The following is a 14,915-nucleotide window of genomic DNA, read 5'->3' as shown; positions in this document are numbered from 1 at the left end:
GCGTCACCCTCGACAAGGCCGCGTAGCCCAAATGCGGTCGATTCTCTTCACAGCACGGGTCACGGCGCACCCGTGACCCCGACCCGTGACCTCCGGCCTACGGCCGCGACCCGCCACGCGGAGACCCTCGTCGTCACCACCACCACGACAGGGAGGTCCGCATGATCGTCGAGGAGAGCACGCAGGACGCGGCGCTCGCCGCGGAGATCACCACGGCCCCGGCTCCGGCGTCGCCGTCGCGGGGACGGCGTCTCGCCCGCTTCGCCGGGCACTACCTGGAGATGGTCGTCGCCATGGTCGTCGGGATGGTGGCGCTGGCGCCGCTGTGGCCCGCGGCCTGGGTTGCGTCCGAGGGCGTGCACGCGCTCGTCATGGCGACCGACATGACCGTCGCGATGGTGCTGTGGATGGCGGTGCGCCGGCACGCGTGGCCGCGGATCGCCGAGATGGCGGCGGTCATGTCCCTGCCGTTCGTGGCGCTGCTGGTGCCCTACGGGCTCGGCGTCCTGTCGGGCTCGGCGCTGATGCTGGCCGGCCACGTGGTCATGCTTCCGCTGATGCTGGCCGCGATGCTCTGGCGGCGGCACGAGTACGGGCTGTGAGAGGGGTCGGCGCCCTGCGTCGCACCGCCCTCGTGCTCGCCGCGGTCGTCACGGTCCTGCTCCTGCCCGCCGTGAGCGCGGCGGTCGTCGCGCCCCGCGCGTTCACCGATCCGTACACGCCCGGCCCGCCCCGGGTCGTCCCCGCGCCCGCACCGCCGCCGCACGATCCGGGCCGGCCGACCGCGGTGGTCGTCGTCTCCGACCGCGGCGGCCTGGTCTCCGACGTCCTCGCCCCGTACCAGGTCCTCGCCGAGACCGGCCGCTTCAACCTCTACACCGTCGCCCCGCAGCGCCGGCCGCTGCCGCTGACCGGCGGCCTGGACCTCGTCCCCGACCTCACGTTCGACGAGCTGGCCGGCCGCACCGCGCGCGCCGACCTCGTCGTCGTCCCGGCCCCGCCCGACGACGAGCCCGCGACCACGGCGCCCGTGGCCGGCTGGCTGCGCGGCCAGGCCGACCGGGGCGCGATGGTGCTCAGCGTGTGCAACGGCGCCGGGACGGTGGCCGCCGCCGGCCTCCTCGACGGGCGCCCGGCGACCAGCCACTGGAACCGGCTCGGCCGCTACGCGGCGCGTCACCCGGCCGTCGACTGGGTGCGCGGGCAGCGGGTGGTCGACGACGGCGACGTCGTCTCCACCGCCGGCATCCTGGCCGGTATCGACGGCACGCTGCACGTCGTCGAACGCCTCGCGGGGCCCGCGGTCGCCGACCGGGCCGCGGCCGCGGTGGGGTGGCGGTACTTCCGCGCGGACCCGCCCGCCCAGGACCGGCTCGCGGTGCCCGACCCGCCAGCGATCCTCAACGCCGGCTACCGCTGGGACCCCACGACGGTCGGTGTCCTGCTCGACGACGGGGTGGCGGAGATCGAGCTCGCCTCGGTCTTCGACGCCTACGGCGGGCAGTCGCTGGCCACCCGCACCCTCGCCCTCGGCGTGGACGGCGCGCCGGTCCGCTCGCGGCACGGCCTGGTGTTCCTGCCGCGGGACAACCTCGCGGGCGGGGCGTCGTGCATCGACCGCCTCGTCGTCCCCGGCGCCGCCGCCCGGCCGATCACCGCCCCCCTCGCCGCGCCGCCCCCGGAGTACGTCCACCACGCGCCGGGGTTCGCCTACGACGCCGTCGTCACCGACCTCGCCCGCACCACCGACACCGCGACGGCCCGCTGGGTCGCGACGGTCGTCGAGCTGCCCGCCGAGGGCCTGGTGCTCGACGGCCCGCGCTGGCCGTGGCTCCCGACCCTGACCCTCGTCGCCCTGCTGCTGCCCGGCGCCACCGTGGTGGCGGTCGTGGTCGCCCGCCGCCGGCGCCGCGGGCGGACGGGGCTGTCGGGGTCCGGGTCCACGCTGTCGACCGGCACCGACGGAAGGGGATGACCGTGGACGGGGACGACGCACAGGGCGCACCGCTCGCCGGCCGCGTCGCGCTGGTGGCCGGGGCGACGCGTGGCGCGGGACGGGGGATCGCGGTCGAGCTGGGGGCCGCGGGCGCCACCGTCTACGTCACCGGGCGCAGCACCGCGGGGCGCCGCTCCGAGTACGACCGTCCCGAGACGATCGAGGAGACCGCGGAGCTCGTCGACCGGGCCGGTGGTACCGGCGTCGCGGTCCCGACCGACCACCTCGTCCACGAGGAGGTCCGGGCGCTGGTCGAGCGGATCGACCGCGAGCAGGGGCGCCTCGACGTGCTGGTGAACGACGTGTGGGGCGGCGAGCTGCTCGTCGAGTGGGACGTCCCGGTGTGGGAGCACGACCTCGCGAAGGGGCTGCGGCTGCTCCACCTCGCGGTCGACACCCACCTGGTGACGGCGCACTTCGCGCTCCCGCTGCTCATCCGCCGGCCGGGCGGGCTGCTGGTCGAGATGACCGACGGCACCGCCGACTACAACGCGGTCACCTACCGGCTCTCGCCGTTCTACGACCTCGCCAAGGTGGCGGTGAACCGGATGGGGTGGTCGCACGCCCAGGACCTGGCGAAGCACGGCGCGACGGCGGTCTCGCTGACCCCGGGGTGGCTGCGCTCGGAGATGATGCTGGAGATGTTCGGGGTGCGCGAGGACAACTGGCGCGACGCCCTCGACGCCGAGCCACACTTCGCGATCTCCGAGACGCCGCGCTTCGTCGGCCGCGCCGTGGCCGCCCTCGCCGCGGACCCCGACCGGCCGCGCTGGAACGGGGAGTCGCTGTCCAGCGGCGGCCTGGCGCAGGTGTACGGGTTCACCGATCTCGACGGCTCGCGTCCGGACGCCTGGCGATACATCGTCGAGGTGCAGGACGCGGGCAAGCCGGCGGACGTCACGGGCTATCGCTGACGACGACCTCGTCGTCGGCCGTCACGTCGATCTCCTCCACCGCGGGCGGTTGTGGCCGGGACACGATGATCTGGGCGATCGCGACGAGGAGGACGGCGATGGTGAGCAGCCGCTCGGCCGGCGGCAGCGGCCGGTACCAGCCGTAGATCTGGGTGGCCAGCGCGACCAGCTGGGCGATCAGCGGCAGGGCGATCGCGGGCCAGCCGGTGATCTCCCGCGACGGTTGCGGACCCCGCGGCAGGCGCGTCGATCCGACGGCGAACGCGAGCGCCCCGGCGCTCCACAGCACGTCGTAGGGCCCGTCGTGGGAGACGAGGTCGTCGACCGACAGGCTGTAGGTGGCGTCGGCGACCGTCAGGCAGAGCAGGCCCAGCCCCACCCACGGCCAGCTGCCGCCGAAGCGCCACGACATCAGCGGCAGGGTGCCGAGCAGCGCACCGAGCAGCAGGACGTCGCCGAGCGGGTAGGCGACGACGACGAACCGGCCCAGCGGGTCGATCGGCGAGGCGGCCAGCACCGGCTCGATCACGATCAGGACGCCGGGGGTCGCGACGAGCAGGACCAGGACGAAGCCGTCGAGCCAGCGGTACCACGGGACGTCGACCACCCGGGCCCGCACCATGCACACGAGCCCCGCCATGAACAGCGGGTAGGTGGCGAGGTAGAGCACGTCGGTCGGGTTCGGGGTGGGCACCAGGCTGCCGTCGGCGTAGAGCACGCCCCACGCGATCTCCGCGAGCCCGAACAGCAGCAGGGCCGCCGCAAAGCACCACCACGCCGCGCGCGAGGCCGGGGTGACGCGGCGGTGCGCGCCGACGGCGCAGATCACGCCGGACGCGAGGATCAGCGCGGCGTGCAGCCAGTCGTCGACGATCGGCAGGTCGGTCGGGTGGTCGCCGCTGCGCAGCTGGTGGACGGCCTCGATCACCAGGCCGAGCAGCAGGACCGCGCCGACGGTTCGCGACGTGGCGGTCGCGCCGATCCACGCGCGCAGCGGGACGGGGGACGCCGGCGACACGGGCTCTAGGCGGCGGACCGGGACGCGTCGGGCGGGCCCGGCTCGGCGGCGTCCTCGCGGCCGGTCTCGGGCTCGACCGGCCCGCCCAGCGCCCGCTCGAGCGTGCGCCGGAGCTCGGCGAGCTGTGCGGCCGTCCGGCGGCGCTGCTGATCGAGGTCCTCGGCCGCCCGGGTCGCCGCGTCGAGCCGGGCCGCGGCGGCCGCCTCGACCTCGCGGGCCCGCTCCTCGGCCCGCCGGCGCTGCTCCTCGGCGTCGGCCAGCGCCGCGGCCGCCTCGGCCCGCCGCGCCTCCAGGCCGGTCGTGAAGTCCTCCTCGACCCGCTGCCGGCGGGTCGCGGCGTCGGCGTCGCGGCGGTCCCGGTCCGCGGCGGCCTCCCGCTCCCGACGGTCGACCTCGGCCCGGGTGCGCTCGACCAGGGCGCGCTGCTCGGCCTCGGTCTCCGCGCGCTGCCGCTCGACCTCGTCGCGGGCCCGCTCCGCCTCGCGCCGCATCGCCCGGGCCTGCGCCTGCGCGCCGGCGACGATCGCCGTCGCCTGCTCGGCGGCGTCGGCGAGGCGGGCGGCGCTGCGCTCGTCGGCCTCCGCCACGATCGCCGCGGCGCGGGCGACGGCCTCCTCCTCGGCGGCGCGGGCGCGCTCGCGGGCCTGCTCGCCGAGGGTCGCGGCGTCGTCGGCGGCGGTGACGCGGATGTGCTCGGCCTCCTCCTGCGCGAGGCGCAGCAGGTGCTGGAGCCGCGCGGAGATGCCGTCGATCGACAGCGGGGCCGAGACGACGCGGTCGAGGTCGGCCTGCACGGTGCGCAGCTCCGCCCGGGTCGCCTCCTCGGCGCGCACCATCGCGTCGCGGTCGGCGGTCATCACCCGCAGGTCGGCCTCGGCCTTGTCGAGGGCCTCCTCGACCTGCTCGCGGTCGAAGCCGCGCTTGACCACGTCGAAGCCGGCGCCCCACCACGGGGTGCGGGCGCGGCGTGACGCCGCGGGCGGGGACTCGCGCGGGGACTCGCGCGGGGACCATGGCCCGGTCCGATCTGCGGCTCCGTCCTCCGTGCGCTCCACGGTCCCTCCCCGATCCGTTCCGCCGGCTCGCGCCTCCGCCGGGTCGAGTCTTCCCCGGTGCCGGGCGCCGGACCAGGGGCGCTGGACGGCCGCCGGGTCACGGTCGGGACACGCCGCTCACCCGGCCCTCACTCCGGCGGCAGCGGCGCCAGCGGCGCCTCGCTCGCCTCGCCGAGGTCGACGTCGGCGAGCGAGGCGCCGATCGCGCCCGCGGCGGCCGCCAGCGGCGAGAGGGCACTGGCGAGCCGGGGCGCGGTCAGCGGGGCGAGCACGCCGAGGGCGGCGACGACGCCCGCGGGGCCGGTCACCGGCATGGCCACCGACCACACGCCCGGCCGGTGCTCCTGGGTGCTGCGCGCCGAGCCCGACGCCGCGATCGTCGCGAGCTGGCGGCGCAGCGCCTCGGGGTCGGTGACGGTCCAGGGCGTGTACCGGGCCGGCGCGCGCAGGACCTCGACCTGCAGCTCCGGCGGCGCGTGGGCGAGCAGCACCTTGCCGACGGCGGTGCAGTGCAGCGGCAGGTGCCCGCCGGGGCTGTGCCGCGTGGGCTGGCTGCGGGACCGGGCGAGGCGCTCGACGACCAGCGCCCGGCGGTCCTCGAGCACGGCCAGGTGCACGGTGTGGCCGGTGGCGACGACGAGGTCCTGCAGGTGGGGGAGCGCCGCCTCGCGCAGCGACGTCGGCGGCGCGAGGAGGCCGAGCTGCCAGACCCGCGCCCCGATCTCGTAGGACCCGTCGCGGCGCCGGGCGAGCAGGCGGGCCGCGACGAGCTCGCCGAGGAGGCGGTGGGCCGTCGCGACCGGCAGCCCCGCGCGCCGGGCGAGCTGCGAGAGCGTCATCGCGGGGTGGGCGGCGTCGAACGCGTCGAGCAGCGACAGCGCCCGCGACGTCGCCGACCGCCCGGGCGCGGTCCGCACCGGTGGTCGGCGGTCGCGGGGCACGCACCGATGCTAGGAGAGGTTTTCCGTCCGATGAGAAGAGTGGCTTGCCCCACACCGCCGGCTCGGCGACGGTCGGCCCATGAGCAGCGCGGCCCCGTCAGCCCCGTCAGGCCCGACCCCCGGCGGGCGGTTCCCGCTCCCGTCCGAGATCGGGCCCGTCGCGGGCGCCGAGGGCTGGGAGGAGATGTACCCGTACTTCTCCCGCTTCCAGCCCGAGGACGACGGACGCTTCTGGTTCTACAACTCGATGCACTTCCCGGAGGTCGTCCCGGCCTTCGACGGCCTGACCTCGGAGATCCCCTACACCGCGATCGGGGCGAACACCGCGCGGCTGTTCAGCTTCCCGACGACGCTGGGCATCGAGTACCGCATCGTCAACGGGCGGGTCTACATCACGGCCAACCCCGTCACCGACCCCGCGCAGGTCGAGGCCCGCCTCGCGCACTTCCAGGAGCGCGCGGGGCACTACTACGCGCACTGGGACCAGCTCTACGCCGGCTGGCAGCAGCGGATCGAGGCGCTGATCGCCGAGATCGAGGCCGTCGAGGTGCCGCACCTCGGCGACCTGGACGACCTCGCGGTCGTGACGGGCGCGCGCGGCTACGCCAGCAACCACCTGCTGCGCGAGGAGTTCCACCGCTGCATCGACCTCTACTCGAAGATGTGGCACCACCACACCGAGTTCCTCATGCTCGGCTACGGCGCCTACGTCGTGTTCTTCGAGTTCTGCCAGCAGGCGTTCCCGGAGATGGGCGACCAGACGGTGGCCCGGATGGTCGCCGGCATGGACGTCACGATGTACCGGCCCGACGACGAGCTGAAGAAGCTCGCCGGGCTGGCCGTCGAGCTCGACCTCGCCGACCTGTTCGTCGAGGGCAGCGAGCCGGACAAGGTGCTCAGCGGCCTGGCCGAGCGGGGCGAGGCCGGCCGCCGGTGGCTCGCGGCGCTCGAGGTCGCCAAGGACCCGTGGTTCCACGTCTCGGTGGGTGACGGCTTCTACCACCACCACCTGTCGTGGGCCGACGACCTGACCGTCCCGTTCGCCGCGCTCCCGCGCTACGTCGAGCAGATCCGCGCCGGGGAGGACCTCACCCGGCCGACCGAGCGGTTGGCGCAGGAGCGCGACCGGATCGCCGGCGAGTACCGCGCCCTGCTCGGCTCGGAGGACGAGCAGGCCGCGTTCGACCAGATGCTGGGCCTGTGCCGCCAGGTGTTCCCGTACATCGAGTCGCACAAGTTCTACTGCGAGCACTGGTTCACGACGCGGTTCTTCCAGAAGATCCGGGCCTTCGGCGGGCTGCTGGCCGAGCGGGGCGTGCTCGCCGAGGCCGACGACGTCTTCCACCTGCGCCACCTCGAGGTCGAGGACGCGCTCGCCGACGTCCAGCTGGCCTGGGCGTCGGGCGGGCGGGAGCTCGGTGCCCGGCACTGGCAGCCGATCGTCGCGCGGCGCAAGGAGATCCTCGGGGCGCTGGCGGGCTGGTCGCCGCCGCCGGCGCTGGGCCCGGTGCCCGAGACGATGAACGACCCGGCGGTGAAGATGCTCTGGGGCATCACCGACGCGACGATCGAGACCTGGCTCGGCGCCGAGGCGCTCGACGCGGACACGGTCCGCGGGTACGCCGCCTCGCCCGGCGTGGTCGAGGGCGACGCCCGCGTGCTGATGAACGTCAACGACATCGGGTCCGTCCGCGAGGGCGAGGTCCTCGTCTGCCCGGTGACCGCGCCGAGCTGGGGACCGGTGTTCGGCAAGATCGCCGCGGCCGTGTCCGACATCGGCGGGACGATGTCGCACGCGGCGATCGTGGCCCGCGAGTACGGCATGCCCGCGGTCGTCGGCACCGGCCAGGCCACCGCGAAGATCCGCACCGGCGACCGGGTGCGGGTCGACGGGGACCGCGGCGTCGTCACGGTGCTGCGATGACGGGTCCGGCGACCCCCGTCCTGCCCCTCGCGGACCTCGGCCGCGACGACGTCCCCGCGGCCGGCGGCAAGGGCGCAAGCCTGGGGGAGCTGCGCCGGGCCGGGGTCCGGGTGCCCGACGGGTTCGTCGTCACCACGGCGGCGTTCCGCGCGGCGGTCGGCACGCTCGACCTCGGCGCCCCGGTCGCGGCCCTCGACCCCGCGGACGCCGGCGCCGTCGCGGCGACCTGCGCCGAGCTGCGCGCGGCCGTCGAGGCGGCGCCGCTGCCCGACGAGGTCGCCGCGGCGATCGTCGCCGCCCACGAGCGGCTGGCCGCCGACGTCGGCGAGGAGGACCCGCCGGTGGCGGTGCGCTCGAGCGCGACCAGCGAGGACGGCGCCCAGGACAGCTTCGCCGGCCTGCAGGACACCTACCTCGGCGTCCGGGGCGTCGCGGCGGTGCTGCGCGACGTCCGCCGGTGCTGGGCGAGCCTCTACGGCGTCGAGTCGGTGACCTACCGGCTGCGTCGCGGTATCCCCGAGACCGACCTGGCGATGGCGGTCGTCGTCCAGCACCTGGTCGACGCGCGCAGCTCCGGGGTGATGTTCACGCGCAGCCCGCTCACGGGTGACCGGTCGGTCGTCGCGATCGACGCGAGCTGGGGCCTGGGCTCGGCGGTGGTCGGCGGCGACGTCACGCCGGACGCGTTCGTCGTCAGCAAGGTCACGGGCGAGATCGACCGGCGCACCGTGGCCACCAAGACCCGCTGGCACCGGCCCGCCCCGGACGGCGCCGGGGTGGTGGAGGGCGAGGTCCCGGACGACCGGCGCGACGTCCCGTCGGTCACCGACGACGAGGTCGCGGCGCTCGTCGCGGTCGCGCGCCGGGTCGAGGCGCACTACGGGTGCCCGCAGGACATCGAGTGGGCGCTGGCGCCCGACGGGGACGTCGTGCTGCTGCAGAGCCGCCCGGAGACGGTGTGGGCGGCCAGGGACGCGGCGGGCGCCGGGCAGAAGGTGGCCGCGCCGACCGCCCGCGCCTTCGACCACGTGCTCCACGCCCTGGGCGGCCGGCGCCCGTCGGGGGCCTGACGTGGACCTCACCCCCGACGACGTCCGCGACGTCGTGCGCGCGCTGGACGGGAGCGGCCTCGACGAGCTGCACCTCGAGCTCGCCGACCTCACCCTGACCGTGCGCCGCGAGGGCGCGGCCGGCTGGACCGCCGAGCAGGAGGTGCGGCGCCGCCCCGCGGTCGAGCGCGCCGAGCCCGCCGAGACCGCCGACCCCGCGAGCACCCCCGGGCCCGCCGGCGCCGCGGTGCCGGAGGGCACGGTGGCGGTGCACCCGCCGCTGCTCGGGACCTTCTACCGCGCGCCGCAGCCGGGCGCGCCGCCGTACGTCGAGGTCGGCGACGAGGTCGACGCCGAGACCGTCGTCGGGATCGTCGAGACGATGAAGATGATGACCCCGGTGCACGCCGGCGTCCGCGGGACGGTGACCGAGTTCCGCACCGCGAACGGGGAGTTCGCCGACACCGACGCCGTGCTGCTCGTGGTGGAGCCGGCCCCGTGAGGATCCGCCGCCTGCTCGTCGCCAACCGCGGCGAGATCGCCGCCCGGGTGATCCGGACCTGCGCGCGCCTCGGGATCTCCTCGGTGCTCGCGGCGTCCGACGCCGACCTCGACGCGCTGCCGGCCCGGATGGCCGACCGCGTCGTGCGCCTCGGGCCGGCGCCCGCCGCGCAGTCGTACCTCGACCCGGCGGCGGTGGTCCGCGCGGCGCTCGCCGCCGGCGCCGACGCCGTGCACCCCGGCTACGGCTTCCTCTCCGAGAGCCCGGCCCTCGCGCGGGCCTGCGCCGAGGCCGGGCTGGTGTTCGTCGGGCCGTCGGTCGCGACCCTCGAGGCGGTGGGCGACAAGCTGACCGCGCGGTCGCACGCCCTCGACGCCGGCCTGCCGGTCGTGCCGGGCGGGGAGGCCGCCGACCTCGCGGGCGCGCGGGCCGTCGCGGACCGCGTCGGCTACCCGCTGCTGGTCAAGGCGGTCGGCGGGGGCGGCGGCCGGGGCATGAAGCTCGTCGGCTCCGCCGCGGAGCTCCCGGACGCCCTCGACGTCGCCGTCGCCGAGGCGGGCGCGGCGTTCGGCGACCCGCGGGTCTACCTCGAGCGCTACGTGACCTCCGGGCGCCACGTCGAGGTGCAGGTGCTCGGCGACGGCACGTCCGCGGTGGCCCTCGGCGACCGCGACTGCTCCGTGCAGCGCCGCTACCAGAAGCTCCTCGAGGAGGCCCCCGCGCCGCTGCTGGGCGACGACGTCCGCGCCGCCATGGCCGACGCCGCCCTGGCCCTCGCGACCCACCTGGGCTACCGCGGACTGGGCACCGTCGAGCTCCTCCACGACCGGGACCGCGGGAGCTTCCACTTCCTCGAGATGAACGCCCGCATCCAGGTCGAGCACCCGGTGACCGAGATGGTGACCGGGCTCGACCTCGTCGCCGAGCAGCTCGCCGTGGCCGAGGGCCTGCCGCTGCGGCTGCACGCCGAGGACGTCGCCGTGCGCGGGCACGCCGTCGAGTGCCGGATCAACGCCGAGGACGCGCGGGGCCGCCCCTCGCCGGGCCGGATCGAGCGCGTGGTGCTCCCCGTCGGCGACGGCATCCGGGTCGACACCGGCGTCCAGGCCGGCTCGGTGGTCCCGCCGCACTACGACTCGCTGCTCGCCAAGCTCGTCGTGCACGGCACCGACCGGGCCGACGCGCTCGCCCGCGCCCGGGCCGCGCTCGACCTGCTGCGCATCGAGGGCGTCGCGACGACCGCGCCGGTGCACCGTGCGCTGCTCGACGACCCCGAGCTCGTCGCGGGCGGGGTCGACACCGGCTCCTTCGAGCGCTGGCAGGCCCGCCGGCGCGACCTGGCGGAGGTCTCCTGATGGCCGACGTCGGGCTCGTCGACGTCTCCCTGCGCGACGGCAACCAGAGCCTCTGGGGCGCCGCCGGCCTGCGCAGCGCCCACGTCCTGACCCTCGCGCCCCTGCTCGAGCGCGTCGGCTTCCGGGCGCTGGACTACAGCTCGAGCACCGCGATGGGGATGCTCGTGCGCACCCATCGCGAGGACCCCTGGGCGCTCTTCCGCCGCACCCGCGCGCTCATGCCGCGCACGAAGCTGCAGTTCATCGGCACCGGCTTCCGCTTCATCAGCTGGCAGAACTCCCACCCCGAGACGATGCAGCTGGTCTACGACCGGCTCGCCGCCAACGGCATCGACCGGGTCGTCGTCCTCGACCCGATGCACGACATGGACGCCGCGCGGGCCACCGCGCGGCGGCTGAAGAAAGCCGGCATCGACGAGGTGGTGGGCGCGCTGACGTTCACGATCAGCGAGGTGCACGACGACCCCTTCTACGCCGACCTCGCCCGCCAGATGCGGGACTGCCCCGACATCGACCGCGTCTACGTCAAGGACCCCGCCGGCATCCTCACCGCCGAGCGCGCCCGCACCCTGTTCCCGGCCGTCAAGGCCGCCCTCGGCGACACGGCGCTCGAGCTGCACTCGCACGCGACGATCGGGCTCTCGCCGCTGACCTACGCGATCGCGCCCGAGCACGGCGTCGAGGTGGTGCAGACCGGCTGCGGCGCGCTGGGCAACGGCTCGTCGCTGCCCGAGGTGCGCCGGACCGTGGCGAACCTGCGCGCCATGGGCCACCGGGTCGACGTCGACGACCACGCGCTGGGCCGGGCCTGCGACCTCGTCGACGGGATCGCCACCGCCGAGGGCCTGCCGGCCGGGCGCCCCCAGGAGTTCGACGCCGCGTTCCTGCACCACCAGATCGCGGGCGGCGTCATGACCACGACCCGCCGCCAGCTGCGCGAGCTCGGGATGGAGGACCGCTTCGACGACCTCATCGCGGAGGTCGGGCGGGTCCGCGCCGAGCTCGGGCACCCGATCATGGTCACGCCGTTCCCGCAGATGGTGGTCTCGCAGGCCCTGTTCAACCTGCTGGGCGAGCGCTGGGTGACCGTCCCCGACCAGGTGATCCGCTACGCGCTGGGCAGCTTCGGGCGACCGACCGCCCCCATCGAGCCCGACGTGCTCGACCGCGTGCTCGACCGCCCGCGGGCCCGCGAGCTGCAGGCGGAGCCGCCGGCCCCGGACCCGGCGGAGCTGCGGCGGCGGTTCGGCCCGGGCATGAGCGACGAGGAGCTGCTCCTGCGCGCGCACATGCCCGCCGAGCAGGTCGACGCGATGGTCGCGGCGGGGCCGGCGCCGGAGCGCGCGAACCCGGCCGTGGCGCCGGTGCTGGACCTGCTGCGGGAGCTGGGCGACCGGCCGTCGGTCCACGACCTGCAGATCGACAAGCCGGGCCTGCGCCTGGCGGTGCACCGGCGTGCCGGGGGAGCTCCCGGTGCCTGACCCGGTGCCCGACCCCGCCGCCGTGGCGCGGCTGCGGGCCACCCGCGGCTTCGTCCTCGACATGGACGGGACGCTCGTGCTGGGCGACCGGCAGAACCGCGGCCTGCGCGCCCTGCCCGGCGCCGTGGGGTTCGTCGAGCTCCTCGCGGCGCGGGGCACGCCGTTCTGCGTGTTCACCAACGGCACGGTGAAGACGCCGCCGGAGTGCGCGCACGCCCTGCAGGAGGCAGGCCTCCCCGTGCCCGACGACGCGGTGCTCACCCCGGCCGTCGCGGCGGCCGACGTCCTCCGGCGCCGCGGGCACCGGCGGGTCATGGTGCTCGGCGGCAAGGGGATCACGGCGCCGCTCGAGGCCGCGGGCCTCGAGACGGTCCCGCCGCTGCGGGGCACGAGCGCCGATGCCGTCCTCGCCGGCTGGTACCGCGACGAGCTGACCTTCGCGTCGCTGGAGGCCGCCTGCGCCGCGGTGTCGGCCGGCGCGCGGTTCTACAGCGCGTCGCCGTCGCCGTACTTCGCGACGGCGGAGGGCCGCACCCTCGGGTCGTCGCGGGTCATCAGCGCCGTGGTCCGGGACCTCACCGGCGCCCGGGTCACCGTCGTCGGGAAGCCGGCGCTGCCGGCCCTGCGCGCGGCGGCGCGGCACCTCGGGGTGCCGCCGGCCGAGCTCGCGGTGGTCGGCGACGACCCCACGCTCGAGGTGCCGATGGCGCACCGCGGCCGGGCGCTCGCCGTGGCCGTGCGCACCGGCCTCGGGGACGCCGACGCGTTCCGGGACGTGCCGGCCGACCGGCGGCCCCACCTCGACGTCGCCGACGTCGGGGCCCTGGCCGCGCTCCTCGCCGGTTAGTCCGGCCGGTCCCGCACCGGCCGCCCGAGGCGCGCCGCGTACACGACGGCGCTGAGCAGGAACAGGCCCGCGGTGACCCACAGCCAGCGATCGAGGTAGTCGGTGGTCGTGCGACCCGCGGCGAAGAGCAGGACCGGCTCGCCGGCCCGGCTGATCGACGGCCAGAAGACGACCAGCAGCAGCACCGAGCCCATCGCCGGCAGGCGCAGGTGGTCGACGACGCCGACCCGGGGTGCGGTGCGGTGCGTCCGGCGCCGCCAGGCCCAGCGCCCGAGGACGAGGGACCGGTCGGCGAGCGCGTAGAGGGGGTAGGTCACGAGGTCGTGGGCGACGATCGCGCCGACGAACCACACGAGCATCCACCACCAGCTCGGTTCGTCGGCGACCTGGCGGACCACCGCCGCGACCAGGGCGAAGCAGCCCACGAGCGCGAGCAGGTGCAGCGGGTCGGCGCCGTAGACCCGCTCCCAGGCGGCGAGCGCGCGGCGCATCACGCGACCCGGAAGTCGACGGCGGCGACCCACTTGGTGTTGTGCACCCCGGGCAGCGCCGGGACGATCACGCGCGCCGGGAAGCCGTGGTCCAGCGAGAGGTCCGCGCCGTTGACCCGCAGGGCGAGCAGGGCGTCCGGGTCGAGCACCTGGCCCCGCGTCAGGGTCACCCGCGCGAACGGGCCGGCACGCTCGGCGGACTGCACGAACGCGGTCGCCGGCTCGGGCACGCCGGCCAGGGCGGCGAGGTCGCGCAGCCGCACCCCGGTCCACGTCTGCGTCGTCGACCAGCCCTCGACGCAGGCGATTGGCAACGTCGCGGTGTGCGGGGGCATCGCGAGCAGCTGGTCGCGGGTCAGGGTCACCGGGGCGGCGCCGCCGGTGAGGCGCAGGGTCCAGCCCTCGCCGATCGTCGGCGGGATGCCGGCGCCGGACGCCGTGCGGTTGACCTGGAAGTCGTTCGGCCCGTCCCCGTAGGACTGCCCGCGGGGGGAGAGGACCGCGAGCGGGCGCAGGGCGTCGACGGTCGTGGCCAGGGCGGTGAGCCCGAGCAGCGCCGACCCGCCCGCCACCGCCCCGAGCAGGGTGCGCCGGCTGGTCGTCGGCGGCGACGGCGCGACGGCGACCAGCCCGTGGTCGTCTGGCGGCTCGGGCTCGGTCTCGGCGGCCGACTGCGCGAGGTAGCGCCGCAGCGATCCGCCGCGCAGCGAGCGGACCATCGTCGGCAGCTTGATCGCGACGTGGACCACGAACCCGGCGATGAACACCCAGGCGCCCCAGTAGTGGGCGGTGTAGAAGTCGAAACCCCAGGCGTAGTCGTACTGGATGTTCATCGTGCCGGTGACGATCTCGAAGAGCAGCCCGCCGACGAGCGCCACCAGCGACAGGCGTTCGAGGGCCTGGGCGGGCGAGCGCACGGGCGGCCAGGCGAAGAACTTCGGGACCACCGACCACAGCTTCGCGAGCACCACCGGGATCAGCGCCAGCCCGAGCCCGACGTGCAGGCCCTGGCTGAGGCGGTAGAGCCAGGAGGGGCGGGTCGGCCAGTCGAAGAAGGGCAGCCGGAACCACGCGACGTCACCCGGGAACGCCTGGCCGAACTGCGGGCCGTACGCGATGTAGGACAGCAGGCCGGTGACGATCACGATCGGGAGGCCGACGAGCAGCACGGCGGCGAGCACCGAGGTGAGCCACGGGCCGCGCAGGGGGCTGCGCCAGGTCCGGGGGCTCAGGGGTGGTGGGGCCTGCAGGTCGCTCTCCTCCCTCGATCTCGACCTCGATCTCGACCTCGACCTCGATCTCGACCTCGATCTCGACCTCGATCTCGACCTCGATCTCGACC

General features: G+C 76.0%; 14 protein-coding genes. 9 read left to right on the top strand and 5 right to left on the bottom strand.

Going from position 1 to position 14,915, the window contains the following annotated elements; genetic code table 11:
* The first annotated feature begins 161 nt into the window (after window positions 1-161).
* Genes PH190_RS30240 through PH190_RS30230 form a run of 3 tightly spaced genes read left to right on the top strand, consistent with a single transcriptional unit; the run spans window position 162 to window position 2,910 of the window.
* Window positions 162-602 (top strand): hypothetical protein, encoded by a 441-nt coding sequence (locus PH190_RS30240; RefSeq protein WP_274235255.1) that lies wholly within the window; start codon window positions 162-164, stop codon window positions 600-602.
* Entirely contained in the window at window positions 599-1,975 is a 1,377-nt protein-coding gene (locus PH190_RS30235) for a DJ-1/PfpI family protein (RefSeq protein WP_274235254.1), read from the top strand. Before PH190_RS30240 ends, PH190_RS30235 begins: the two co-directional genes overlap by 4 nt.
* A gap of 2 nt (window positions 1,976-1,977) precedes the next feature.
* On the top strand, window positions 1,978-2,910 hold the full coding sequence (locus PH190_RS30230; protein ID WP_274235253.1) for an SDR family oxidoreductase: 933 nt from the start codon (window positions 1,978-1,980) through the stop codon (window positions 2,908-2,910).
* Here PH190_RS30230 and PH190_RS30225 read toward each other — a convergent pair.
* The 3 genes from PH190_RS30225 to PH190_RS30215 form a co-directional block, all read right to left on the bottom strand.
* Window positions 2,894-3,928 (bottom strand): hypothetical protein, encoded by a 1,035-nt coding sequence (locus PH190_RS30225; RefSeq protein ID WP_274235252.1) that lies wholly within the window; start codon window positions 3,926-3,928, stop codon window positions 2,894-2,896. The genes PH190_RS30230 and PH190_RS30225 overlap by 17 nt on opposite strands.
* Window positions 3,929-3,933: 5 nt before the next feature.
* On the bottom strand, window positions 3,934-4,983 hold the full coding sequence (locus tag PH190_RS30220; protein WP_274235251.1) for a coiled-coil domain-containing protein: 1,050 nt from the start codon (window positions 4,981-4,983) through the stop codon (window positions 3,934-3,936).
* 128 nt (window positions 4,984-5,111) lie between these two features.
* A complete protein-coding gene (locus PH190_RS30215; protein WP_274235250.1) occupies window positions 5,112-5,924 on the bottom strand; it encodes an IclR family transcriptional regulator in 813 nt (270 codons plus the stop codon).
* A gap of 79 nt (window positions 5,925-6,003) precedes the next feature.
* On the opposite strand from PH190_RS30215, the gene PH190_RS30210 reads away from it, so the two are divergent.
* The 6 genes from PH190_RS30210 to PH190_RS30185 are packed head-to-tail and all read left to right on the top strand — an operon-like array spanning window position 6,004 to window position 13,082.
* Entirely contained in the window at window positions 6,004-7,848 is a 1,845-nt protein-coding gene (locus tag PH190_RS30210; protein WP_274235249.1) for a PEP-utilizing enzyme, read from the top strand.
* On the top strand, window positions 7,845-8,918 hold the full coding sequence (locus PH190_RS30205; RefSeq protein WP_274235248.1) for a PEP/pyruvate-binding domain-containing protein: 1,074 nt from the start codon (window positions 7,845-7,847) through the stop codon (window positions 8,916-8,918). The genes PH190_RS30210 and PH190_RS30205 overlap by 4 nt, the downstream gene beginning before the upstream one ends.
* A 1-nt stretch (window position 8,919) precedes the next feature.
* Complete coding sequence (locus PH190_RS30200; RefSeq protein WP_274235247.1) at window positions 8,920-9,399, top strand: acetyl-CoA carboxylase biotin carboxyl carrier protein; 480 nt, start codon at window positions 8,920-8,922, stop codon at window positions 9,397-9,399.
* A complete protein-coding gene (locus tag PH190_RS30195; RefSeq protein ID WP_337993869.1) occupies window positions 9,396-10,754 on the top strand; it encodes an acetyl-CoA carboxylase biotin carboxylase subunit in 1,359 nt (452 codons plus the stop codon). Before PH190_RS30200 ends, PH190_RS30195 begins: the two co-directional genes overlap by 4 nt.
* Window positions 10,754-12,235: a biotin carboxyl carrier protein gene (locus tag PH190_RS30190; protein WP_274235246.1), complete on the top strand. Its 1,482-nt coding sequence runs from the start codon at window positions 10,754-10,756 to the stop codon at window positions 12,233-12,235. Before PH190_RS30195 ends, PH190_RS30190 begins: the two co-directional genes overlap by 1 nt.
* Window positions 12,228-13,082: an HAD-IIA family hydrolase gene (locus PH190_RS30185; protein WP_274235245.1), complete on the top strand. Its 855-nt coding sequence runs from the start codon at window positions 12,228-12,230 to the stop codon at window positions 13,080-13,082. Before PH190_RS30190 ends, PH190_RS30185 begins: the two co-directional genes overlap by 8 nt.
* Here PH190_RS30185 and PH190_RS30180 read toward each other — a convergent pair.
* Both PH190_RS30180 and PH190_RS30175 read right to left on the bottom strand, forming a co-directional pair.
* Window positions 13,079-13,573, bottom strand: a complete 495-nt coding sequence (locus tag PH190_RS30180) for a hypothetical protein (RefSeq protein ID WP_274235244.1) — start codon at window positions 13,571-13,573, stop codon at window positions 13,079-13,081. The two genes, PH190_RS30185 and PH190_RS30180, sit on opposite strands and share 4 nt — an antisense overlap.
* Window positions 13,573-14,754 carry a molybdopterin-dependent oxidoreductase gene (locus PH190_RS30175; protein WP_274235243.1) on the bottom strand — a complete coding sequence of 394 codons (1,182 nt, stop codon included), beginning with the start codon at window positions 14,752-14,754 and terminating at the stop codon, window positions 13,573-13,575. Before PH190_RS30175 ends, PH190_RS30180 begins: the two co-directional genes overlap by 1 nt.
* Window positions 14,755-14,915 lie beyond the last annotated feature (161 nt).

This window comes from Actinomycetospora straminea (genome assembly GCF_028737255.1).
Classification (GTDB): Bacteria; Actinomycetota; Actinomycetes; order Mycobacteriales; family Pseudonocardiaceae; genus Actinomycetospora; species Actinomycetospora straminea.
Note: the sequence above shows the minus strand (reverse complement) of the source record. Positions and strands in the feature narration are given on the sequence as shown.